Here is a 24,914-nt window from a genome sequence, read left to right as displayed (position 1 = left end):
AAAGCCTAACGACTGGAAGTCGTAGCTACACAAACAAAGTCCGCCTGCGCGGACAGGAGAATAAAGAGTGGTTATCTCTGAAAGGATAAATTACTATCTTAGCCGTTCTTCTTGAATTAAGGTGCGTTGAAAGATTTGATTGTTCTTAAACCAATGCCAAGTACGGGCACGATTGTTATTATCAGGACTAATGTAGATCATTTCATATAAGCTCATTTCTGGGTTTGTTTTATAACTAAACCATTGAATCATCGGCTTCTCGGGCTTTCCCTTCTATGCGATCGCCTTATGGTCTACCCAGTTGAGCAAATTCATATCTAGCAACCTTTTTGGCCTTTCCTATCCATCGAACTCACACTAATTAGTGCCGAAATCCTGACTGAAAATTCTGCAATGTAAAATTCTGTTTTTCTTCCAAGCGATCGCGTTTCTCGTCGAGCTAAGTTAAGCGGCCGCTAGTATCCTTTGTTTAGATATCCTCTTTATCTTTGATCGCCCGTTGCTCATATTCTGTAATGATGCTCTGAATGTCATCTGCGGCAATATCGACTTGTTCAGATTTTGCATAAATAGTCAGCAAAATAATTCCCGTTGCTGTCTTGACATAGTAAATCAGACGATAGCCACCGCTTTTACCTTTTTGAGTGTCGCTATTTCGGACTCTTAACTTGAAGACCGCATAACCAACCCCAGGTATTTTATCTCCTGGCAACTCTCCCTGCTCAAGTTGTTCGATGATGGGTTGTATATCATTCCGAATACTGCGATACTTCTTGGCAAGAGCGCGTAAATTTTGGTTGAACGTTGGCGAAGCTTCAACTTGAATGAAAGGCCGATCAGTCATTTTCTAGCCCTTCCCAAAGTTGAGCCACCGGGATAGTTTGCCCGGTCATGGCTTCGTGCCAAGCTTGCCGGAAATCTGCTAAGACTCCTGCTTGAGATTGATCATCCAGAACTTCCTCTTCTGGAATTAAAATAATAACTTCTACACGGCTATTTTTATCCGTTATGAGAGGGTAATCTAAAGTTATTTGTCCTTGCTCATTAATCGTTGCCATGACTTTAACTGCTTTCATTGCTACTCCAATATCTTAAGTGGTAGTGGTTAGGTTAATGTCCAAGACTTCAAGTTGCTGATTGATCCAAGCCGTTGCTATCGCTTCATCAGTTTCGATCGCTTTTTCTACTCCTGTCTTAGCAATTTCTAGCAGTTGCTTGGATTTTGATTTTGCATCTTTCCCATTTTGCATTTTCTCAGCTATTAAAAGCTGTACATCTTTGGTAACAAGTGGAATATACATATTTTTGATGGTTGGTAAGTCTGTATTTTGCCTAACGCTAGCTTGAGCAATATTACGCATTAAGTAATAGGGTCTAGCGACTTTATCAATATAAAAGGCAACGAAATGCGGATTAAAATCAGCTTGGTTTTTGAGCCTGATTCTGATGGTGAAGGAAGCAAATATCCATCCTGCTTGTTCATCTTCAACTACTCCGCAATTACCTACTGTCCCCATTTGGGATATAACAATATCTCCTTTTTTTGTATAAACCTTTGAGGGTAAACTTTCAGTATTAATTATTCTATCCAGTTGAACGGTAACAATTTCTGCATTTTTAAGATTTAGCCCTTTGATGTATGGAATACCTTCACCATTCTCTGTGTAAGAACTTGTTGGTACTGAGCCATAGTTAATATGAGAGCAAATATCTTTAGTTAGAACAAATCCATTTGCTTTGATTTTACTTTCAACCTCATAAAATCTCTGCTGGTAATACTCAGCGTCTAAGCGACCGGAAGACAGGAACGACTCAGCAAAACTCTTGACAGCAACGGTTTCTTCTGTGGGTTGCCAGTCCTTCAAGCCAAGCTCCGACAACAGCAAATCCTCAGCTTGTTGATAGAGTTCTTTTGATTCTTCCTTTAGTGATTGACAATAATTATTTACAATCATCTCTACTTGATATTGAAAAGAGCGACTAAAGATAGGAACAGTAACCGTCCTCAAATCAAAAAGATTTATACCTGGTTGTGCAGCCCCTCTTCTACCTCTTCTAATTAATCTATAACCGTGTTTGCAAGAGAGATATGTCACCAGAAAATATGGATTGATCTCTGAATTTTTCAATAATGTGCTTTTGCAGCTAAAAATAGCGGGACAGTCTTTAGGAAGAACTAAAGCTGTTTTACCAAAGTTCATTCCAACAACAGTAACGAGAATATCAAGTGCTTTAAGATGAAACTGTGATAGTGAGTCAAATAAATTTCTTTCTACATAAACTGGATCGCTATCATCCAGGAAGAAATCTTGAACATCTTTACCTCTGATATACCGGAATTCTTCGTCTTCAACATAGTTATCTGTTGTGACAGTTGAGCCGAAAGGCCCAGCGATTAAATTGCATAACTTTCCTAGCCTGTCATGCTCCTTAGCTGTAACTAATGACTCATAAACTAGATGTAATGGATGGTAATACTCTGAATCTATGCGGAATTCTTCATTTTCGTAGCATACACGGTGGAAGTTGACTGCTGCTGCTTCAAGCCCATCCATTAACTGCTGATACCTCACAGCATCAAACGGCGTAACAGATGGGCTAGATTCAAAAAAACTGAGCTTCTCCTTTTTGGCAAACTCAATAAACGCTTCCGCAATGCCGTCTTCCGTCAGTCCTTCGTGGTTATACAAGTCATGATCTACCACTAAATGACCGTGAACATCTTGTAAAAAATCGCCCTCCACCCCCACCACTCGCTGCATCGGAGAAGGTGGCATCAATTCGCTGAGTTCGTCATCAGGCGGTGAAGTAGACGATGAAATTTTGCGCCACATCTTCTCCCCAGAATTATCCTTCCCCGATTTCCGCATCGTCGCAAAAAAGATGTTGTAGTCATCCCGGCGAGGGCAGAGTGCGCCCGCCTTCGGGTCGTCATTCCACTTCTGCACAAACAGCACCGAAGTCTTTGTACCTGTGTGCGGCTTAAACGTATTGCCATGCAGCCCCACGACTGCCAAAATCCGGCAGCGTTCCGCAATGAAATCTCGAATATTCTTATCCGATGAATTATTAAACCGTCCTTGGGGCAGCACGATCGCCATTCTACCCCCCGGTTTCAAAAAGTCCAAATTGCGCTCAATAAACAAAATATCGCGCCCAACCTTGCTTTGCCACTTACCATCCGGTTTCTTTGCCAAATCATAGCGGGCAATCATGCGCGGTTCCTTGATATCTCCGGCAAAGGGCGGATTCGCCATCAACACATCAAACTGAAACTCTCGAAAATCTTTATTCCCTTTCGGTCGCAACCGTTTCAGCCGTTTGAACCCAGCATTATAAATGTTATCCCATTCCTCTTGTTCGGTTACTTCATTCCACAGTTCATAGTCCAGCGTGTTCAGGTGCAATACATTTGTCTGTCCATCCCCCGCTATCAAGTTCAGCGTCCGCGCCACCCGCACCGCCTTCTCATCAAAGTCGATCGCAAACACCTTCTCTTCCACATATTCTTTGCAACGGGGCGGTTTGTCTTCTAGCGAAAACAAATGACTCGCCTGCAACCCCTCATCCACCAAAATCTGCCGCCACACATGAAAAATCGTATGCACCGGAAACCCAGATGACCCCGCCGCCGTGTCGATCATATACTCATCTTCTTGCGGATTGAGCATTTTTACGCACATATCAATCACATAGCGGGGCGTAAAAAACTGTCCTTTCTCACCTTTACTGCTCTGGTTGATCAAATACTCAAAGGCTTCATCGATCACATCCAAATTGGAGTTAAACAGCTTCACATTCTCCAACGACGACACACAAACCGACAGGTGCGAAGGCGTGAGGCTAATTTTAGCATCCTCACTAAACACCCCTTCCCACTTTTTCTTTGCCCCATCAAACAAATCCTGAATCTTGGTTTTGAGTGCTGCTTCTGTCTGTCCGGTATTGCGAAACTCTAGAGAACGGGTTTTACGGCGGTTGCCCTGCCCAGAATACCACTCATCATAGAGTTTCGTAAAAATCAGCTTAAACAGTTCCTCAAACACATCTACCCCAGCATTCGCCAGCACCTCGTCTTCCATTTCTTCGATCAGGGTTTTGAGAGATTTATTCTCCTTTATCAACTTGTCATTAGCGATCAAGTCTTCCAGCGTGAATTTGATCTGAAGAATATCTGCCAGGGTTTGATTAGCATTGGGCAAACCAGGGATATCTTCAAAATAATTGGGATCTTTGCGCTGGTAGTAGGAGATTTGATCGCCATTTGTCCAAACTGCGATCGGCGCACCCGTGGCATTGCAGTAAGAGCGAAGCTGATCTTTCCCATCCTTTAGCTTTGGCTTCTTTAGCTCTACAATCATGTAGACTGTGTTCGGACGATCTTTGTCCATCACCACAATGTCTGCCCGTTTCACCTCCCGCCCAAAGTTCACCCCATACTCGACTTCAATGCGACTGAGAGGATAGTGCAGGCGTTGATTTAAAACCTGTAAATATAGCTGCCGAATTGCTTCCTCTGGCGTCAGCTTAATTGCCTTCTGACGCACCAAACAAACGATATAAGGCACTTCGCCACTTTTGGTTGCTTTAAGAGTAATGCTCTGCTCTAACTGCTCAATTTCCGCCGCAGTAAACTGAGATAGTTTGTAGTTTGAGTCTTTGAGGATATCGGCTAGGTTCATCAGGCGCTACAGAATCTACATAAAGGCTTAGTCCGTTATAGAGTGTAACGCTATTGTAGAAACCGACCTATAGGTTTTCTTAATACTAGACAACAAATTGTTGAGAATAGACTTGTGTTCTGAACGAATGGACTTGTGTTCTGAACGAATGGACTTGTGTTCTGAACGAATGGACTCGTGTTTTGAACGAATGGACTCGTGTTTTGAACGAATGGACTCGTGTTTTGAACGAATGGACTCGTGTTTTGAACCAAAAGACTTGTGTTCTGAACAAATGGACTCGTGTTTTGAACGAATGGACTCGTGTTTTGAACCAAAAGACTTGTGTTCTGAACCAAAACTATCAAAATTCTTCCAGGTGCTTTGGTTATTGTGGGCGAAACTGTGGCAGAGGCGATCGCCTCTGGTATAGCAAAAGCCTTGGTGGTTAGGACATTAACAGATGATAAAATTTAGACACAAAAAGGCTTTTCACCCAGTCCCCAGTCCCCAGTCCCCAGTCCCCAGTCCCTTGCCATAAAACAGATGGCATTGGTCACTCCCCATTCTCAAACCACCAAGGGTCATTAGTAGCGTTAGTTTTAATCAAAATAGCTTTTTTTCGCATGAACCGTTTCAGCGCCGCCGCACCCATGCGCGATCCTCCCAAACCGGAGAATTTGAAGGGGTTTTTCTCTCCCTCATGCATGATGGCGGTGAGTCCAGCATCGTTGAGACTAATAGCACCTGCATCTATCTGGTAAGCAACTTCTAAAGCTTCTGTTTCCGAGGCAAATATAGCAGCACTTAATCCATAGATTGAGTCATTGGCTAAAGAGACTGCTTCACCTACTGTGGAAAAAGGCATGACTGGCATAATCGGGCCAAAAGTCGCTTCAGTCATGACTTTCATGGAATGATTAACTTGGGTAAGTACTGTTGGACGACACCACCAACCCCCTCCAAAATCTTCTATTACACCGCCGCAGTGAATTACTGCTCCTTTTTCAACTGCATCTAGAAGATGATCGCTAATAATGGCTGCTTGTTTTTCGGCGATGATCGGGCCAATTTCTCCACTTTCTACTGTGGGATAGGCTAGCTCAAGGCGATGTGCTTTGGCTACTAGTTGATGGTAAAACTTTTCAAATATGGAGTCTGCAACGTAAATTCGCTCAATTGAGAAGTATGACTGTCCGGTGTTGGCAACGGAAGCCCACAAGATTGCTGAGGTTGCTAATTCTAGGTTGGCTGATTCTAAAACGATCGCAGGATCTTTTCCTCCTAATTCCAAAAAAGCTGGAATAAACTGTTTTGCAGCCGCTTGTGCAACTTTTCTCCCCGTCGCTACACTGCCTGTAAAGCATACCAAATCTACATTTTCAATCAAAACAGATCCGGTTGCGCCTGCTCCTTCCACAAAAGTTAATACCTCGTGCAGTTTAGGAACGGTATTGAGTGCTGTAATCAGTGGTGCTACAAAACGGGGAGTGATTTCACTGGGTTTAACAATGACAGCACAACCTGCTAACAATGCCGGAATGGTATCAATAGTAGACAGTGACAGGGGAAAATTCCACGGGCTAATTACCCCAACGAGGGGATAAGGAACGGATGTTTGTTGCAAGGCAATAAAGGGAATGGCTGTATTTTTTCCAGATTCTTGCAGCAAGTCCGGTGCTAACCGACACCAGCGATTGATACTGGAGAGGAAGGAATCTATTTCTAATACCGAGGCTGACAATCTTCCTGTATCATTTACCAAAGCTTCCGTGAGGCGATCGCGTCCAGATAATATCGCATTCTTCCACTGTTGTAAGGCTTCAATTCTCCCCTCTAAGCCCAACTGCTGCCAGCGAACTTGTGCCCTGCGCGTGCGCTTACATTGTTGTACCAGTAGCCTTGGAGGTGGCGGGATAATTACGTAGTCAAATTTGCCAGTTCGGGGATTGCGGACTTCTATTGGTTTTGTCATTTGTCATTTGTCATTTGTCATTTGTCATTACTTCCTAATCTCCAATTCCTAATCCCCAATCCCCATTCCCCGATTTAAATTATCCCCAGGTTGGTTAAACGCTCAATGGTGATTTGCTGTGTTTGCAGTCTACTTCTCTTTCCAGCATAGTATTAGCGGGGTAAAAGTGTGATTGGTAGTAACTTTCGGTGTATAGTTCAAACCGCTGGCGGGCAAGTAAATTATTTAACCACGGTCGGCGGCGATCGCTTGTTTGATTACATAACAGGTAACTTGCGATGCTTAAGCGCAGTCCGATTCTAAATTAGTGGACATGGAAAATTGAGAGTCATAACCAATGACCAATGACCAATGACAAATGACTAATTTAGAGAATGCGATCGCCACCCCAGAGCGATCGCACAAGTCTATCTGTCAATTCCGAGCCAAACATCTGTGCGGCAAATTTATTACCTGGATCGCGTTCAGCACTGATGCGGCGGAGAGCTAAATCACGACTAGCTAAAGCCTCGCGTGCATCTTCTGGCACAGGTTCAGCTGCATCTACCCAAGTTAACCAGCGATCGAGTGTTTCGTGTGCAAGTGTGCGAGTTAGTTCCAGGGTTTCAAAAGTAGGTGCGCCTGTGTAGCAAAGACTAACGGGCGATTGAAATAGGCGAATATACAGACTTTTGCTAGTAAATACCTTAAGCCGCGAATCTGACTGTAACTTTAAGAATGTTTGATTAACTGGTTCATAGTAGCGATCGAGATATGCCAAATCGGTTAAAAGTTCAGTTCGGGCAATGTAATCTATATAAAATAAAATATTTCCATTTGGAAGTGTGCCAAACTCAAAGGCCAAATGAGGAACTTGAATATGCGACTTCAACCAAGTGGTGAGACGCATAGTGCTAAAGTTTGATTTTTCAGGGTTTCCTAGCCACGAATGCACTAGCCAGTCAATTTCTTTCCCAGAAAAAGCGGTGAGTGAACCCTTCATATTGCCATCAAGACTGCTGTATTGCTGTAAATTTTCTACAGAAGGGTCTGGATGTAACTGAAAACGAGCTTCTAGTTTTTGGCAAAGTTCGTTTGTCAAACCCCATAACTGTTCAAATAAGGTTGTACTGCCTACATTAGGTTGCTGCTCAAGCACTGTTTGTATGTACCCTTTTGAGATAACGAATACAAACAAAGCATAATGTCAAAACAAAACAAAACACAAGCATCTAGCTTCTGTCAGAGTTTTTCTGAGGTTAACTTACCGAAAACTTGGGTCTAAAGCCTCAATTGAGTAGCGCGTCTGAATCCCTCACTCATTGATTCTGACCGGAGGCAGAGCGTCTTTGGCTTTGCTGCTGAATTCTGAATTCTTTTTCAATTATTGTTTGCTTCTGCCGTCTTTGGATAAACTTAATTTAAATAAAGAACTCCAGGTAGAACAGAGAATGTCAAATTTCCCCGCTCGCACAGAGTCAAACACCGATAAAGTCTTACTCATCGGAGTTACTGGCGGCACAGGTGGAAATGTCGTCAAGGGATTTCTCGAACAGGGAGTTACCAACCTGCGAGTCATTACTAGAGAAATTAACCTTAATCGTCCAACTCTTGCAAAGCTCAACGATGCCAAAGTTGAACTGGTAAAAGCTAACCTCGACGATGAAGCCTCTCTCATAGCAGCCTTTGCAGGGATTTCGGCTGTTTATTGCCATGCTACTTCTGCGGACTCTCCTAAAATTGACCCCCTAGAGGTGGAGAGGGCAAAGCGAGTTGCACAAGTTGCAAAACTTGCTGACATCAAACACTTTGTCTACAATTCCGCAGGTGGGGTAGACAGGAATTCAGGAATCCCCCGCATTGAGCAAAAGTACCAAGTAGAGAAAATTCTCAAAGCAGCTGGCTTACCGACTACTATGTTGCGAGCTTGCTTGTTTATGGAGGAGTTTTGGAAGAAGTACACGCGACCTTCCATCCTCAAAGGTAGTTTCCCATTTTCCATTCAGCCAAACAAGCCCCTTCATCTAATTACAACCAAGGACATGGGCCGCGTTGCTGCCTACGTAATTAAACATCCCACCAAGTACATCGGTCAAGAAATTGAGTTAGCTGGCGATATGTTGACTCCTCTTGAGATGGCAGAGGCATTTTCCCAAGCGCAGGGGATGAAAGTTATCCACAAAGAGACACCCGCCTGGATTTTCTTACTCCTGCTGCAAAAGGAACTATTCGATTTGATTCAGTGGTATCGCAAACAAGGTTATCAAGCCGATGTCCAGTATTTACGAGAACAGGAATTTCCTGGACTTCTGACCACATTTAGGGAATTTCTGGCAGAAACCAACTGGGCAAACGCGGAACTCACCTACGAGAGTCTACGATTGGACTAGTACACTGTGGCGAAAGTTTGCCTTAAGAGTGAAGCTTGGAGTTCACAAGGGGAAGTTTCAAACTTTTTACTTGGATGTTGTAACTAAGTAGGTGAAAAAAAACACAACGATGTTAAGAAGAATAAATCAGGCTAAAACCCTTTTCCCTCCTGCCTTCTGCCTCCTGCCTCATCCCAACTACAAATATTTACACGGTTCTACTTAGTATTAATAGAAAATCCTCGACGCGTAGGTTTAATATTAGCTAACTCCACCTGAAAACTTACTTTGTCGCTCATTTCTCCGCTTCTCGCTTCCAAAGTCCACTTCCCAGGACGCAAATTCCAAAATAAAGAATTAGCTGAGTTTGTATCTAACTTTTCGCCATTTAACCACCACTCGACTAGTACAGATTTATTTCCCGCTAACTTAAATTCGAGTTTTTGCTTCGTTTCTTCACCAGGATAAAGTAAGAATAAATCGCCATGATGCGGAGATAAAATTCTCAAATTGGTAGAAGTAAAATTTGACTGTTGTTGTTTTGCCAACCATTCATCATACTCTGGTGGCAAATTGAATTGATTCTCACGTTCGTAATTACTTTTATCTTCAGGATAGAAATATTCCTGCACGACTGAGGTACAATCTGGGGTGGGTCGTAATCCAGAAATTGCACAAACAGGTAATTGCACTAAACCTTCTGGAGATGGAAAACCTGCTGGTTCTTGATGTTCGTGCAGATGTAACATAATTCGATTCCATAAGGGTGCTGCACCTGTCACACCTGAAACTTGTCGCATTGGTTCGCCGGTAAAATTGCCTACCCAAGTAGCGACGGTGTAATTTGTCGTGAAGCCAACAGTCCAAGTATCACGAAAATTGGAAGAAGTGCCAGTTTTAACAGCAACAGGAAAGGGTAAATTTAACACCGAGTCTACACCAAATGCTGTTGCACGAGCATAGCTGTCACTGAGTATGTTGGTGATTAATTGCCATATTGTCGGCTTTTGGATTTGAGATTTGGGATTTTGGATTGGGGAATTGGAAAATGTGCTTACTAAAGGCGTAGCATTTCCTTGTCGTGCTATGGTCAGGTAAGCACGGGCTAATTCCCAGAGGCTGACTTCGCCACTACCTAGAGTCAAACCCAAACCATAATGTTCTGGAGTTTGATTGAGGTGTTCAAATCCCAGTTGATGCAGTCGTTCTAAGAAAGTTTCCACACCGACTTTTTCTAACACCTTTATTGCAGGTACATTTAAAGAATTTGCTAAAGCGATTCGCACCCGCACAGGGCCAAGAAACCTTTCGGTGTAATCTGTGGGGCTGTAAAGTTTCGCGCCGGGAATTGCATAATGGGTGGGTACATCTGCCAAAATGGTATTTGGGCGAATGACACTTTTTTCTAAAGCTAGTTCATAGACAAAAGGCTTAAGGGTAGAACCTGGTTGACGTAGTGCTTGCACTCCATCATTGCGTCCCAGTTTGGCTTCATTAAAGTAATCAGGTGAACCGACATAAGCTAAAACTTCACCAGTGTGGTTATCAATCACCAACGCAGCTGCATCATGGACATTGTTAGCGGCTAGGGAAGAAATTACCTGCTGTACCTGTGCTTCGACAAACTGCTGCAAAGGGCGATTTATAGTCGTGAGAATAGGGGAATTTTTTTCTGTTTGCGTCTTATCAAACTGATTGGCTAACCAAAATAAAAAGTGTGGTGCAGCGATAATTCCCCCTTGGCGAGACTGAAACACAACCTTTTCAGTATGTGTTCGGGCTGCGTTCGTCGCAGACGTTGGCGCAGCCATCGCTCCACTAATATACTTTTCCTGTACCATCCGATTAAGGACGTATTTTTGTCGCTGCTTCAACCGTTCCCAATGCTCATAAGGATTAAAGTATGTGGGATTATTAGGAATAGCAGCCAACAAACTGGCTTGAGCAAGATTCAATTCATTAGCTGGGATGGAAAAATAAGTCCGCGCGGCGGCTTCCACACCATATATATTCCCTCCCATTGGCAGCCGATTGATATATGCAGAAAGAATTTCATCTTTGTTCATCCCTGCTGCTAACCGCCAAGATAGCCAAATCTCACTCAGTTTACCAGAGAAGCTGCGCGGCACTGGATCTAACATCCGCGCCAACTGCATAGTAATTGTGGAAGCACCGGAAACAATTCTTTTGGCATGGATGGCTTCTTTGCTGGCGCGGATAATAGCTTTCATATCCAACGCCCCGTGATGGTAAAAGCTGGCATCTTCGGCGGCTAAAATCGCATGGATAAAATGGGGCGAAACCTGATTGAGTGGTACTACTGATGTATGCTCTTGATCGCGGGTGAGTAGTGTTCCTAATGGTAAACCATTGCGATCGCTAAATTGCATTGCCAACTGATTTTGGGCAATCTCTGCGGCCCGAATAGGCGCAAAATAAGGGAGTAAGCCTATCACCAGACAGATTAGCAGTACAGCTAGGATAACCTTACTAATGTGCTTAAGTTGAGTTAGCGATCGTAAAATTAGTTTCATCAGGGAATTCCCTGTCCAAGAAAACCTACCTTAATCTTGACGCAGCGATTACATCTACATCAGTAAATATTTCAAATCCTTAATAATTAATTTTTACTAACTCTGCGAAATTTAAATACTTCTTTATAGTTAAGAATTGTAGTCATTTTTGGAACAATAACACTAGATTAGTTATCTATGTAAATAAACATACTTTTCATCCACTGTTTAAGTATAAATAACTAGTTGTATTGCGTCCTTTATTAGTCTTGGGATTGCCCACTCTATAAAAGAATGCAAATTTTTATTTGCTATAGTTCGTAAATTTTTTATTTTTAATTACTATAAAGATGATTATCAGAGTTTTACTGCGCTTCCAGCATAAAATAACCTATCGCGTTATTAGCGTTCTTGGTAGTTCCTTAAAAAAAATTAGGCGTTCTTCAAGTCGGAAGAGAACAATACAGTTTCTCCTTCTTTTTACATTTATATTAGGGATAGCAGGGTGTAACTTTTTTGGCATCAATTCTAGTAAAGAACAACTTCCAACAGTATCCCCACTTACACCACCAAAATTACCAGATTGGATTGAACAAATAAGTCCCATTGGAGATGCAAAACCCCTCAACCAAATCCGCATCCGTTTTAAAGAAGCTTTAATCCCAGTTGAAAGTCTTGATAGCCCAGAACAGCAAAAAATATTACAAAAATTTGCTCTTTGGCCGCCTTTACCCGGTCAATTTCGCTTTTTAACACCGCGTATGGTGGGATTTCAAGCTGATAAAGCATTACCAATAGCGACAAGATTTCAAGTCACTCTCAAAGCAGGTTTAGCCGATTTAAAAAATCATCGCCTAGACAAAGATTTACCTTGGACTATCAACACCGAATCTATTAAATTAACTAATTTACCCGGTGTCAATCCCATTGAGAAGGCTGATATTGAACCAATTGATTTACAACAAAAGTTACAGTTTACTTCTAATGTCGAATTGGACTTAGCTTCTGTACAAGAACATTTACAGTTAATTCCCGTAGGTAAAAATAAAGGTATAGGTTTTAAAGTTGAGTTAAACAAAGAAGAAAAACCATTAAAAAATGCAGAAGATACTTTAGAAAAATTTGACCCTTCAGCACGCAATTGGATTTATAATCTCATCCCACAGCAAAATCTTGAAAAAGCAACTAGTTATCGCTTGGTATTTTCTCCAGGAATACGTCCTGCTTATGGCAATCTACCTACAGAGAAAGAATTTGCCACTAAGTTAGCAACTTATTCGCCTTTGGCATTTCAGAAAATTAACTTTTACGGACAGCCAGATGCAGGGGGAACTTTTGGAAGATTTATTAAAGGTAGTCCACAGCTAGAATTTAATAATATCTTGTTAGCAGATTCAGCTAAAGAAAATATTACCATTAATCCAGCACAAAAAGAGATTTCGAGAATTCTGCAAGTTAATGATGAAGATAAAATTATCGGTATCAATCCTTATGCACTAGAACCTGCCAAGACTTATACAATTACTATCGGCGGAAATCTCAAAGATAAATTTGGGCAGACTTTGGGTAAACCCGTCACGCTTAAATATGATACTGGAGATTTAGCTGGAGATATCTGGGTACCATCAGATTTGAATATTTTTCCCACAGATAAAGATTTACAGCTAAATATTAGTACAGGAAATCTGCCAGAATCTAAATATAAAGCAGCTTATCGAGTAGTTAACCCGACAGATTTAGTTTATTTTAATAATAGTAGTGATTTATTACCACAACCTTCTGAATGGCAAAGCTTTAAAGTATCAGGTAAAAAAAATCAATCAGTTGATATTGCTGTTCCTCTCCGAGAAAAAATAAGTGCAACTACGGGAATGTTAGCTTATGGAGTCCAAGCCCGCACTAATAAATATCAAGAGAATGGGAAGGAACTGTGGCGCGAACCTACGACTTATGGCTTAGTTGAATTGACAAATTTGGGCGTATTTACTCAGTGGTTTCCTGAGTCAGGGTTAATTCGCGTCAATCATCTTACAGATGGTTCGCCAGTTAAAGCGGCTGCTGTTGAAATTTATCAATCAAAATTACAAGTAAAATCTCGTCCACAACCTTTACCTTGTGCAACGGGTAAAACTGATGACAATGGAATTTTTAGAATTGTTCATCAAGGATTACAGCAATGTTATTCTGGGAATGAAAGCTCTAGTAAATCACCACAGTTATTAGTAATTGCCCGTGAAAATCAAGATTGGGCCTTCGCTAGAACTGAAGAGTATAGTGGTGTTTATGGATATGGTATTGACGCAGGTTGGCAAGATAGTAAGCCAGAATCACGTGGGGTAATTTTCTCAGATAGACAGTTATATCAACCAGGCGAAAAAGCTTGGTTAACTGGTTTCGCGGACTTTTTGCAAAATGGTGTAATTCAGCAAGATAAAAATGCTGCTTACCAATTAACTTTGGTAAATCCCGATGGACAAAAAACCACCTTAGGTACACAAACCACAAATGAATTTGGGAGTTTTTCTCTGGAACTACCAATCAAAACTACTCAGCGCTTAGGCTACTATACAATCCAGGCGAAAGGTAAAAATGGACAAGAAATTTCTGGAGAATTTCGAGTAGCTGAGTTTAAGCCACCCAATTTTAAAGTCGAACTCAACTTAGATAAAGAATTTGCATACATTGACGAGAAAGTGAATATTAATGCTGCAAGCAATTATTTATTTGGTGCGCCTGTGGAAGGTGGAGAAGCAAAATATTTTATCACTCGTCAGCAGGCTGATTTCGTTCCTAAAGGTTGGGAAGGATTTACTTTTGGTAGGCAATGGTTATGGCCAGAGGAAACGCCTACTATATTTAGTGATGTATTGCAAACTAATGCCCAACTAGATGCTAATGGTAAAAGTAGTCAAACTGTGAATGTGGCTAATGATTTACCATATCCGATGACTTACCAGGTGGATGTGCAAGTTGCAGATGTTTCCAATCTTTCTGTAGCTAATTCCCAAACATTTACCGCCTTACCGAGTAATCGCCTCATCGGCTTAAAAAGTAATTTCATCGCTGATGCTGGTAAACCTTTTCCCATTGAAGTGATTGTTACTGACCCTACAGGAAAACCAATCACAGGTCAAGGGGTGCGTCTGGAATTACAACAGATTAAATATAGCAGCGTCACTCAATTGGTAGAAGGTAGCCGAACACCAAAAAATCAAGTTGAATATAAAACAGTGGGACAAGCAGAAATTATATCTGCGAGTAATCCGCAATCGGTAAATTTAACAGCACCGGAATCCGCTTCATATCGAATTAGAGTTAATTTTAGCGATGCCAAAAGCGAATTAAGTGTCACAGATTTACAAATTTGGGCAACTGGAGAAAATCCAGTATTTTGGGGTTCTAGAGAAGAAGATGTTTTAGAAGTTAAATTAGATAAAAAAGAATTCAAACCTGGTGAAACTGCTACTGCCTTAATTCAATCTCCCTATCCAGATGCAGAATTGTACTTTGCTGTGATTAAAGATAAACCCCTTTATCAGCAAATTATCAAAGTTCAGGGAGGCGCACCACAAATTCAGTTTCAAGTCACTCCAGAAATGCTACCAAATGCAGCCATTGAAGCTGTGTTAGTAAGACAAGGTAAACCCATAAATCAAGTGGAAGCGGGAAGTTTAGAAAACTTGGTGAAGATTGGTTTTACACCTTTTAAAGTTAATTTAGAAGATAAGTATTTAAAACTGCAAGTTAAACCAGCACAAGCATCATTAGAACCTGGTGCAGAGGAAACAGTACAACTAGAATTGAAGGACAATCAAGGAAACCCCACCAAAGGACAGTTTACAGTCATGGTGGTAAACGAGGCGGTGTTACAACTATCTGGTTATCGTCCGCCAGATTTGGTAGATACAGTTTATGCAGAACAGCCAATATCTACCCGCTTTAGTGATAATCGCCCAGATGTTATATTACAACCACAAAATGTAGCGAAACCCAAAGGTTGGGGTTATGGCGGTGGTTTCTCAACTGGTGCAGCCAATACTCGCACTCGCACCGATTTTCAAGCCTTAGCTTACTACAACGGTTCTATCCTTACTGATGCAAATGGGAATGCACAGATAACCTTTAAACTCCCGGATGACTTAACTACATGGCGAGTGATGGCTGTCGCTACCGATGGAAATCTGCGTTTCGGGAATGGGGATACAACGTTTATCACCACCAAACCACTGCTCACTAATGCCATCTTGCCACAATTTGCCCGTCCAGGCGATCGCATTCTCGCTGGTTTATCTGTAACTAACAACACTGGGAATACAGGAAATCTCTCAATTAATGGCGAACTTAGCGGTACGGTGAAGTTTGCTGATAAAAACCCCACAGCAACTTTTTTGCAAACCAAAGCTGAATCCGCGACTCATGCTTATCGCTTTCCAATGGTGGCGGATAGTGTGGGAGTTGGTAAAGTTCGCTTTACCACTCAGCTAAATGGTACAGCCGCAGATGCTTTTGAATTACCTTTGGAAATTAAGCCAATTGAAATTACAGAACAAGTCGTTGAATCTGGTGTCACTGACAAACAGGTGAAGATTCCCCTGAATGTTGATAAAAATACCTTCCCTGATGCGGGAGGTTTAGATATTCAGTTGGCGAGTACTTTGATTCCAGAAATTAAAGCACCAGCAAAACAAGTTTTAGAAGATGATGATTTACCATTTACAGAACCGGCGGCGAGTCAGTTAATAATTGCTGGAAATCTGCAAACTATTGCCCAAAAATATGGTCAGACATTTGCAGAATTTAATCCTAGCCAACAAGCTAATCAAGCAATTGAAAAATTACAAAAACTCCAAATAGCCGATGGTGGTTTTGCTGCTTTCCCCGGACAAGAAAAATCTGACCCTTGGGTTTCTTCCTATACAGGAGAATCTTTGGCTAAAGCCAGTCAGGTATTCCCTAGTTTAGTCGATTCTGGAATGCTGTCTCGCCTGAAAACTTATTTGCAAAAAGTTCTGGCGAATCCTGGAGAATACGATTTTTGCAAACAACTATTATGTAAAAGACAACTGCAACTTAATGCTTTAATCTCTTTAGCAGAATTGGGAGATAAACGCAATACTTTCCTCGCAGATATTTATGAACAGTACAATAACTTTGATGTAGTAACTCAAATTAAACTAGCACGATACTTATCTCAATTCCCAGAATGGCAAGATGAATCTCAACAATTAGTGAATAAGCTGCAACAGAATATCTATGAAACTGGCCGCACAGCAGTTGTAAGTTTACCCAGCAGTTGGGGATGGATGAGTTCATCTACCACGACGCAAGCGCAAGCTTTACGCTTATTTATTGCCAAACAAAGTAAACCAGAAGTTCTAGATAAGTTATTCCAGAGTCTTTTGGCACTGCGACGCGATGGTACATGGCAAACTAACTATAATAATGCCCAAGCTTTAATAGCTTTACTAGAATATAGCCAACTGCAATCCACACTGCCTAATTTTGTTGCCACAGTGGAATTACCTGGTAATAAGTTAGGAGAAAATCAGTTTAATGGCTACCAAAATCCTAGCTTACAGCTAAATCTACCGATGAATAAATTACCTCGTGGTCGTAATGATTTAACGCTGCAAAAATCAGGTAATGGCACTTTGCACTATCTAGTTGCTTATAATTATCGCTTGCAAGGTAATCAACCAGGCAGGTTTAACGGACTACGCATAACACGAGAAATTAGTCAAGTAAATAAAGAGAAAGTTTTGCAAAAAACAGGTCTTTATGCTTTCGATAAACCCTTGACTTTAGCCTCTGGACAGGTGTTTGATATTGGTTTAGAAATCATCGCCGATCATCCTGTGGATCATCTGGTGATTAAAGATCCCTTACCATCAGGTTTTGAGGCGGTGGATGCGAGTTTTCAAACTGCTACCGCTGCATTACAAGCAAAAGCCGATAGCTGGGAACTTGGCTTTAGAAATATCTACCGCGATCGCATTATCGCCTACGCCGACCACCTAGAACCAGGAGTTTATAGCCTCCATTACTTAGTCCGTTCTGTTACTCCTGGTACATTTTCTTGGCCTGGTGCCCAAGTTCACTTGCAATATGCACCAGAAGAATTTGGGCGTACTGCTGAATCTACATTGGTGGTTGAAGATAAGTCGTGACAACTTAAGATGTAAGAAAGGGAGTCTATAAATGTTCAAAGCCTATGGGAGATCGAGGCAGTGACACATATTCTCAAAGTCAACGAACATGGCGATTTGTATTTACCATCTGAGGTGTTGGGAAAACTACAACCTGGGACATTCTACAGCTTAGAAGTTCAGGGAGATGTACTGATTTTGCGTCCTGAACGTTCACGCATATTGTCTCCAGAAGAGAAAGCAGCAAAGTGGAGGAGGTGGGCTGCAAGTCATTCAGCTAACAGTCCAGGCTTGCCTGATGAGGCTTTGCTCCGGGAGAATATCTACGATTGTCTACAACGGGCTACGCCTACGCACTACTACTACTGAGAGAAGAGTAGGCGATCGCATTATCGCCTATGCCGACCACCTAGAACCAGGAGTTTATAGCCTCGATTACTTAGTCCGTTCTGTGATTCTTGGTACATTTTCTTGGTCTGGTACTCAAGTACATTTGCAATATGCACCAGAAGAATTTGGGCATACTATTGAGTCTACAGTAACACTGAAGTATTGAAAGTAATTATTGATACTATATTTATTTGTAACAAATCTAAAAATCTTTCCAAGTATATACGAGTCTGCTTTCAAATCTTAGCTACGGTAGAACGCTTAACTAACTGATTTGGTTTTTCTGGGCAAAGGAAACGCTCATGTAAGACCATTTCTTAACAAGTCTACTTAAGTAAAAGCTGCGTTTATTACATAGAGATATTGAAGTTAAAGTAAAAACAAATAACAGTAAATTAGCTGGTTACAATTTAGCACTAGCCTTAATACGATATAACAAAATACAGTTCAGATAAGCCTAAAACCCTGATGTAGAGATGCGACTTATCACCTCTTAAAAGACTAATTATCTACCAACCCTGTAATCTAACAAATAATATCTAATTTGTTATTAAAATACTGGGTTTTGCTCTAATGACTATCAACCAAAGTTTGGGGATTTAACAACCAAAACTGGGACAGATTATCCTGGCTACAACAAAGCAAAAAAATTAATTTTGCTTTCATATTAAACATTGAAAATTGGTACGATTTAAAATGCAACAAGTACTAACATTAATTGAACAAAAAAAACAAGAATATGCTCAACTACCCTTGTTTAATTTTATGCAAAACAAAAGTATAAATCCTAGACAAAGGTTAGCTTGGGCACCATCTGCTGCTCATTTTATTATGAATTTTGGAGAACTTAATAAGTATTTTTTGCGAGTAGAACCAACAACCGATCCAATTCAGGCATTAATTAACAAGCATACTTATGAAGATGACCATCATTGGTTGTGGTTTTTGGAAGATTTGAAAAACCTAGAACTTGACAAATCATTAAAATTTAGTGATGCATTAAAATTCCTTTGGAATGAAGAAACTAAGAATGCTCGCTGGCTAAACTATCAGCTATATCGATATACTTCAAACGCTACTCCTATTCAGAAAATCATAGTTATTGAAGTTCTCGAAGCGACGGGTAACATAATGTTTTCAACTACGGCAGAGGTTTGTAAAGAAATTAAAGCCATTACCCAAAAACCATGCCGATATTTTGCAGATTTTCATCTAAATGTTGAAACTGGTCACATCACGGGTACATCTGGAATAGAGCAATTTTTACAAGATATTCAACTATCAGAAGCAACTCGACAAGAAGCTTTTGAATTAGTTGAGAACTTATTTACAGTTTTCACACAATTTACAAATGAGCTTTTGGTATATGCTGAGACCCACCAAATTGAGCAGCAATTGAAAACTGCATAAGTTATTAAGCAAGCTTTTTGAAATTGACTTACATACTGAAAGAGGAACTTTAACTATGTCACAGAACATCCAAAATGTTGTAATTGTTGGTGGTGGTTCAGCCGGTTGGATGACGGCAGCTTATTTAAGTAAAGCACTAGATAGAAATATTAAAATCACTCTGGTGGAATCATCTAACATCACAAAAGTTGGAGTTGGAGAAGCAACTTTTAGTACCATCAAGGTATTCTTTGATTTTCTTGGGTTACAAGAATATGAATGGATGCCAAAGTGTAATGCCACATATAAGATGGCAATTAAGTTTGTCAACTGGAATGCAAAAGGGCAACACTTCTACCATCCTTTCCAGAGATATGAGGTAATTGACGGCTTTGATATCTCTGAATGGTGGCTAAAAATGAAGAAAGACCAAGAAGCATTTGATTATGCTTGCTTTCTAATTCCCTGGCTGTGCGATCGTCAACAATCGCCGAGATATTTAGATGGTAAAGTCTTCGACCACAAAGTTCAAAATGAATTTTCCCAAGAGCATATCGTCAAGAAAAATATCTTGGATAAGTTAAAGATTCAGTACCCCTATGCCTATCATTTTGATGCGAATCTACTCGCAAGATTCATGAAAGATTATGCAATGGAAAGGGGAGTGAAGCAAATTGTTGATGATGTGGTGGATATTAAGTTAACTGAGGATGGGAGCATAGATAGTCTCACAACCAAAGAGCATGGCATTCTCAGTGGCGACCTTTTCATTGACTGTACTGGTTTCCGTGGTCTTTTGATCAACAAAGCGCTTGGTGAGCCATTCATTTCTTATTCAGATTCACTGTTGTGCGATCGCGCGATTGCAATGCAGATACCAACTGATATCAAAAAGGATGGCATCAACCCTTACACCACCTCAACTGCACTTTCGTCTGGTTGGGTCTGGAATATACCTTTGTATGGCAGAAATGGTACTGGGTATGTTTATTCTAGTGCATTCATTTCTGCTGAGGACGCAGAACAGGAATTTCGCCAGCATTTGGGAGCCGCTGCTGATAATCGTCAGGCCTCTCATATCAAGATGCGGATTGGACGTAACAGAAACTCATGGGTGAAAAACTGTGTAGCAATTGGCCTTTCCAGTGGATTTGTCGAACCACTAGAATCTACTGGCATCTTCTTCATTCAACATGGAATTGAAGAGTTAGTTAACCACTTTCCCAGCAAATCTTTCAATCAAGAGCTAATTCACAGCTATAACAAAGTTGTCGCTGACTGCATAGATGGTGTGCGAGAATTTTTGACACTTCATTATTATGCTAGCGATCGCACCGACACAGAGTTTTGGAAAGCAACTAAGAACAATATCAAAGTTCCAGAAGAACTACAGGAAAAATTAAGGTTATGGAAAAATAGACTGCCAAGCAATAAGACTATCAACCCGAAATACCACGGCTTCGAGTCTTACTCTTATTCGGTAATGTTGCTGGGGCTAAATTACATGCCTGAAAACAGTCTTCCCATTTTAGAACATATCGGAAATCACAATGCCGAGGCTGCATTTGTGGAAATTAGGGAAAGAGCCAATTACCTAACTTCAACTTTACCGTCTCAATATGAATACTTAACTCATGTAATCAAGTCACAAGAACAGTCGGAGTATGTGAGTGGGGTTAGCGATCGCTCATATCAGATTCCTACACTAATTTCATAATTTAGGAGAATCCAAGATGACGGTGAAACAAATATGCGTGATTGGGGCTGGAGTCAGCGGATTAGTCTCAGCAAAGACGTTTCTTGAGGAAGGTTACGAAGTGACATTTTTTGAGAAACGGCAGGGACTTGGTGGTGTCTGGGAAAAGTCGAGAACTTACCCAGGACTGTCGATTCAAAATCCCAGAGACACCTATGCTTTCTCAGACTTTCCTATGCCTGCCTCTTATCCAGAATGGCCTTCAGGAGAGCAAATATGCGCTTACCTTGAATCCTATGCCCAATACTTTGGTGTCACAGAAAAAATTCAGTTCGGTGCAAAAGTAACTAAAGTGGAGCGCAAATCAGGAAATATTCCTGGATGGATAGTTAGTGTTAGCTTTCAAGAAGATGGTAAGGAGATCGGAAAACAAAATTACGAGTTCGACTTTGTGATTGTGTGCAATGGTCTTTGTGATATTCCCTACATTCCTAACTTGCCGGGAATGGAAGAGTTCATTGCCGCCGGAGGTCAAGTAATACATACTAACGACTTTAATGACGGCTCTGTAATTGAGGGTAAGCGAGTGGTTGTTGTCGGTTTTGGCAAATCAGCCACCGATTTGGCGAATCTCGCAGCTAGCAAGGCCAAGGAATGTACCCTTGTCTTCCGTCAAGCCCTGTGGAAAGTTCCCAACTTCTTTCTGGGTCTGTTGAACATCAAGTATATTTTTCTGACTCGGTTTGCAGAAATTTGGATGCCCTATCATAAACTTCAAGGATGGGAAAAGTGGCTGCATAGTTTTGGGAAGCCATTGGTGTGGGCATTCTGGCGGCTAAATGAGACTATCTTGCGCTTACAGTTTCCCCTTGATGCTTGTGGAATGGTACCCAAACAACCGATGAACAAATTGATTGGTTGTAGTATCGGCTTGGTACCTAAAGGCTTTTTTGAATATGTACGCGCAGGTAAAATTCGTGCTGTGAAGACAAAGATCAACAAGTTTTTTGCTAGTGGCGTCGAATTGGATAACGGCGAGAAAATACAGACAGATGTTGTTGTCTTTGGCACAGGTTTTCTTCAGGATATCCCTTTTTTAGAAAAGAAGTACCACAGGCACGTATTTGATGAGCAAGGCACTATCCATCTTTACCGCCATCTCATTCACCCTCATGTTCCACAGATGGGTTTTGTTGGTTATAACTATACTTTCTGTGCCCAGTTATCAGCAGAAATTGGTGCTAGGTGGTTATCAGAGTATTTCAAAGGAAGTATACCTTTACCATCCCCGCAACAGATGCTAGAGGATGTAAAAGCAGAGTTGGAATGGAGGAAGAAAGATAGACCCTATGCTTTCGTCAGTGGAGCATGTTTAATTCCTTTTACATTCCACTACATTGATGAATTGCTTCAGGATATGGGTCTGAGTAGCCGTCGTCAACCAGGGAACTTGCTTGAGGAGTTTCTCATGCCAATAGATCCATCTGCCTACAAGCATTTGGGCGAGGAATTACAAGCAAAACAAAAACAACATCCATCTCTCAATGATTTTGCGATCGCGGCAAGTGTAGAGTTAACAAGCGTTCGTTGATATCTCCTTAATACGGTTTGGTGAAGTTCTCAACCGAACCGTATTTTAAATTTTTGGTGTTGCATAATGGCGGTATGAATTGAGGACTAAATGGTGAATGACCAAGAAAAAAAAGGGGAGTGTGATTGAACACAGCCCCTCCAAGTGGGACTACTTCCACACCCCAGCCTTTTATGCAATCAGATTAAAATAAGCAGTTCTTTCCTCTAGAAGATGCCACCGATTTTTCTCAAAACTGGCAAAGCAAATTGGATTGGATACTTGATGCAGATATAGCAATCCTAAATGAGGTATTGGAGCGATCGCTGTGGTAGATTTTTAACAGTGCTGTCTGTTCGCCCCATCTCTTCAATATCCACACTATGAAAATCGACCGATTGCAGGAACTTAAGCAAAAACTGACGAATGACGCAGACTTGTCCCGCATCTGGTTATTTTATATGGATCATTTTGCGGATCAGCCGGAATTCACTGACTTGGGTGAGCCTGCCTATAATGAATATGTAGATGCTGTCCTCCAAAAAACTTGTCAGCAGATGTTTGGCAGAGCAATAAAGATTACTGACTTTTTCCTGATCTACATTGCAAAGTATAATTTATTTCATGGAGCTTTCCAAGTTGAAGGACGTATTGGGGGTGTGATTTATTTTGGGGATATAAAAATTGGGTTACTTGCAGTGTCGGCGGATTATCCCCCTACCGATGCGGTTAAGTATTCACGTTTTTCTGAGATGATTCAACTGTCGGCACCTAATCGCAACGATCGCAATTGAGAAAAGGTTAATGTATAGTCAAGGGAATCCCGTTATCTTTGGGTTTTAACTTGAGAATAAATGGCACAGCTTTCAATACCCAATCGGACACGGGTGTATAATTAGCAGCTTCTTCTCCAAAGCTAATAGAGAGCATATCTGTATGAATAATCCCTGGATTGAGAGGTATAGCTGCCATACCAGTCGGCAATTCTTGTGCTAAAGAACGAGTTAATCCTTCTATTGCCCACTTGGAAGCACAGTATGGTGCAACTTGGGCTGAAGTCGAACGTCCCCAGCCAGAACTAAAGTTAACAATAATACCCCGTTTCTTTTTTACCATTGCTGGTACGAAATGGCGAATTATATTCACTACTCCTTTGATATTGATATCTATTAGATCGGAAAATTCTTCGGATGGTATTTCCCACAAAGGTGCTGGGTAATTAGTAATTGCTGCATTATTAATCACTATATCTGGCGGTTCATATTGTTGAAGTACGTCTAGTGCCCATTTTTTTACAAGCTGTTCATTTGCCACATCTACAGATGTGAAATCGTTGGGCGCACTAAACTTCTGGCGTATTTTATCAATAGCATCTGATGAACGAGCGCAACCAATAACAGTATGTCCCTCTTGAATAAAACCCTCGGTCATCGCATAACCTAGACCTTTGCTGATACCTGTAATTAAGATGAGCTTAGTCATATTTTTCTGCTATTCCTGCTTTCTTAGAAATAATTCGTGGGAAAAAATAACCACTACCTCTTGCTGTGACAATCAACTCTGGCAAGTTTGGGTCGGATTCTATTTTTGTCCGCAATCGGGAGATATGCACATCTACTACACGAGTATCTGCATGAATCTCTGGTACAAAGCCCCATATTTGCTGCAAGATTTCTAATCGGGAAAAAACTTTTCCAGAATGACTGACCAATAACTCTAGCAAGCTAAATTCCACACCTGTCAGGCGAATGTGCTGCTCATTTTTATAGACTTGCCGCTTACTTGTATCGATTTTGAGATTGCCCAGATGGATTAGCCTAGAATTATCAATGACATTGACACTGGTTTTTTGTAAAAGTCGCCTAAGTATACAGGCAATTCGGGCTTCTAGTTCTTTAGGTGAGAAAGGTTTCGTCATATAGTCATCAGCGCCTATATTCAGTCCAGCGATTCGCTCTGCAACATCTGCCAAAGCTGTAAGCATGATAATTGGTACATCCGATTGTTTCCGTATTTCTTGACAGACACCATAACCATCCAGTTTTGGCATCATCACATCCAAAACTATTAAGTCTGGAGCTTCTCGACGAAAAGCTAACAAAGCTTCTTCGCCATCCTTTGCTTTTACTACATCGTAGCCAATCATCTCAAGACGTGTCTGCAAAATTCGGCGGATGCTGGCTTCATCGTCTACTACCAGGATTTTTCCTTTATGTCCTGACAAGT

Annotated in this window: 15 protein-coding genes and 3 pseudogenes; 8 read left to right on the top strand and 10 right to left on the bottom strand. The window is 41.1% G+C overall.

The features are described 5' to 3' along the window. Positions 1–93: 93 nt before the first annotated feature. The 4 genes and pseudogenes from V7L12_RS08075 to V7L12_RS08060 all read right to left on the bottom strand — a co-directional run. Positions 94–283 (bottom strand): annotated as a pseudogene (locus V7L12_RS08075) (DUF3598 domain-containing protein); the annotation flags it as partial. 186 nt (positions 284–469) lie between these two features. Then, a complete protein-coding gene (locus tag V7L12_RS08070) occupies positions 470–844 on the bottom strand; it encodes a type II toxin-antitoxin system RelE/ParE family toxin (protein ID WP_335083689.1) in 375 nt (124 codons plus the stop codon). After that, positions 837–1,076 (bottom strand): type II toxin-antitoxin system RelN family antitoxin, encoded by a 240-nt coding sequence (locus tag V7L12_RS08065; RefSeq protein ID WP_335083687.1) that lies wholly within the window; start codon positions 1,074–1,076, stop codon positions 837–839. Before V7L12_RS08065 ends, V7L12_RS08070 begins: the two co-directional genes overlap by 8 nt. Before the next feature lie 15 nt (positions 1,077–1,091). Then, complete coding sequence (locus V7L12_RS08060) at positions 1,092–4,682, bottom strand: N-6 DNA methylase (protein WP_335083685.1); 3,591 nt, start codon at positions 4,680–4,682, stop codon at positions 1,092–1,094. Between the two features lie 182 nt (positions 4,683–4,864). On the opposite strand from V7L12_RS08060, the gene V7L12_RS08055 reads away from it, so the two are divergent. After that, positions 4,865–5,113 carry a hypothetical protein gene (locus tag V7L12_RS08055; protein ID WP_335083683.1) on the top strand — a complete coding sequence of 83 codons (249 nt, stop codon included), beginning with the start codon at positions 4,865–4,867 and terminating at the stop codon, positions 5,111–5,113. A 104-nt stretch (positions 5,114–5,217) separates the two neighbouring features. On the opposite strand, the gene V7L12_RS08050 is transcribed toward V7L12_RS08055, so the two are convergent. The 3 genes and pseudogenes from V7L12_RS08050 to V7L12_RS08040 form a co-directional block, all read right to left on the bottom strand. Beyond that, the gene (locus V7L12_RS08050; protein ID WP_335083681.1) at positions 5,218–6,636 is read right to left on the bottom strand and encodes an aldehyde dehydrogenase family protein; all 1,419 of its coding nucleotides are present in this window, start codon (positions 6,634–6,636) and stop codon (positions 5,218–5,220) included. A 74-nt stretch (positions 6,637–6,710) separates the two neighbouring features. Beyond that, positions 6,711–6,883 (bottom strand): annotated as a pseudogene (locus tag V7L12_RS08045) (nitrilase-related carbon-nitrogen hydrolase); the annotation flags it as partial. A gap of 120 nt (positions 6,884–7,003) precedes the next feature. Further along, entirely contained in the window at positions 7,004–7,774 is a 771-nt protein-coding gene (locus V7L12_RS08040; RefSeq protein WP_335083680.1) for a red chlorophyll catabolite reductase, read from the bottom strand. A gap of 292 nt (positions 7,775–8,066) precedes the next feature. On the opposite strand from V7L12_RS08040, the gene V7L12_RS08035 reads away from it, so the two are divergent. Next, positions 8,067–9,005 carry an NmrA family NAD(P)-binding protein gene (locus V7L12_RS08035; protein WP_335083678.1) on the top strand — a complete coding sequence of 313 codons (939 nt, stop codon included), beginning with the start codon at positions 8,067–8,069 and terminating at the stop codon, positions 9,003–9,005. Positions 9,006–9,202: 197 nt separating this feature from the next. Here V7L12_RS08035 and pbpC read toward each other — a convergent pair whose 3' ends face one another. Beyond that, positions 9,203–11,518: a penicillin-binding protein 1C gene (gene pbpC, locus V7L12_RS08030; protein ID WP_335083676.1), complete on the bottom strand. Its 2,316-nt coding sequence runs from the start codon at positions 11,516–11,518 to the stop codon at positions 9,203–9,205. Between the two features lie 329 nt (positions 11,519–11,847). Here pbpC and V7L12_RS08025 point away from each other — a divergent pair, with 329 nt between their 5' ends. From V7L12_RS08025 to V7L12_RS08000, 6 genes and pseudogenes are all read left to right on the top strand, one after another. Next, positions 11,848–17,664 (top strand): alpha-2-macroglobulin family protein, encoded by a 5,817-nt coding sequence (locus V7L12_RS08025; RefSeq protein ID WP_335083674.1) that lies wholly within the window; start codon positions 11,848–11,850, stop codon positions 17,662–17,664. 361 nt (positions 17,665–18,025) lie between these two features. Beyond that, positions 18,026–18,199, top strand: a pseudogene (locus tag V7L12_RS08020) (hypothetical protein); the annotation flags it as partial. A gap of 530 nt (positions 18,200–18,729) precedes the next feature. Beyond that, positions 18,730–19,443 (top strand): hypothetical protein, encoded by a 714-nt coding sequence (locus tag V7L12_RS08015; RefSeq protein WP_335083670.1) that lies wholly within the window; start codon positions 18,730–18,732, stop codon positions 19,441–19,443. A 55-nt stretch (positions 19,444–19,498) separates the two neighbouring features. Further along, entirely contained in the window at positions 19,499–21,139 is a 1,641-nt protein-coding gene (locus tag V7L12_RS08010) for a tryptophan halogenase family protein (RefSeq protein WP_335083667.1), read from the top strand. A gap of 16 nt (positions 21,140–21,155) precedes the next feature. After that, the gene (locus V7L12_RS08005; RefSeq protein WP_335083665.1) at positions 21,156–22,709 is read left to right on the top strand and encodes a flavin-containing monooxygenase; all 1,554 of its coding nucleotides are present in this window, start codon (positions 21,156–21,158) and stop codon (positions 22,707–22,709) included. Between the two features lie 362 nt (positions 22,710–23,071). Further along, on the top strand, positions 23,072–23,482 hold the full coding sequence (locus V7L12_RS08000) for a hypothetical protein (protein ID WP_335083663.1): 411 nt from the start codon (positions 23,072–23,074) through the stop codon (positions 23,480–23,482). A 7-nt stretch (positions 23,483–23,489) separates the two neighbouring features. Here V7L12_RS08000 and V7L12_RS07995 read toward each other — a convergent pair whose 3' ends face one another. Together V7L12_RS07995 and rpaB are read right to left on the bottom strand one after the other, a co-directional pair. Further along, positions 23,490–24,170 (bottom strand): SDR family oxidoreductase, encoded by a 681-nt coding sequence (locus tag V7L12_RS07995; RefSeq protein WP_334818734.1) that lies wholly within the window; start codon positions 24,168–24,170, stop codon positions 23,490–23,492. Then, positions 24,163–24,912: a response regulator transcription factor RpaB gene (gene rpaB, locus V7L12_RS07990; RefSeq protein ID WP_335083661.1), complete on the bottom strand. Its 750-nt coding sequence runs from the start codon at positions 24,910–24,912 to the stop codon at positions 24,163–24,165. The genes V7L12_RS07995 and rpaB overlap by 8 nt, the downstream gene beginning before the upstream one ends. Positions 24,913–24,914 lie beyond the last annotated feature (2 nt).

Origin of the sequence: Nostoc sp. (assembly GCF_036918245.1) — a bacterium.
Classification (GTDB): Bacteria; Cyanobacteriota; Cyanobacteriia; order Cyanobacteriales; family Nostocaceae; genus Nostoc.
The sequence above is the reverse complement of the archived record's forward strand: the minus strand, read 5'-3'. Positions and strand labels throughout refer to the sequence as shown.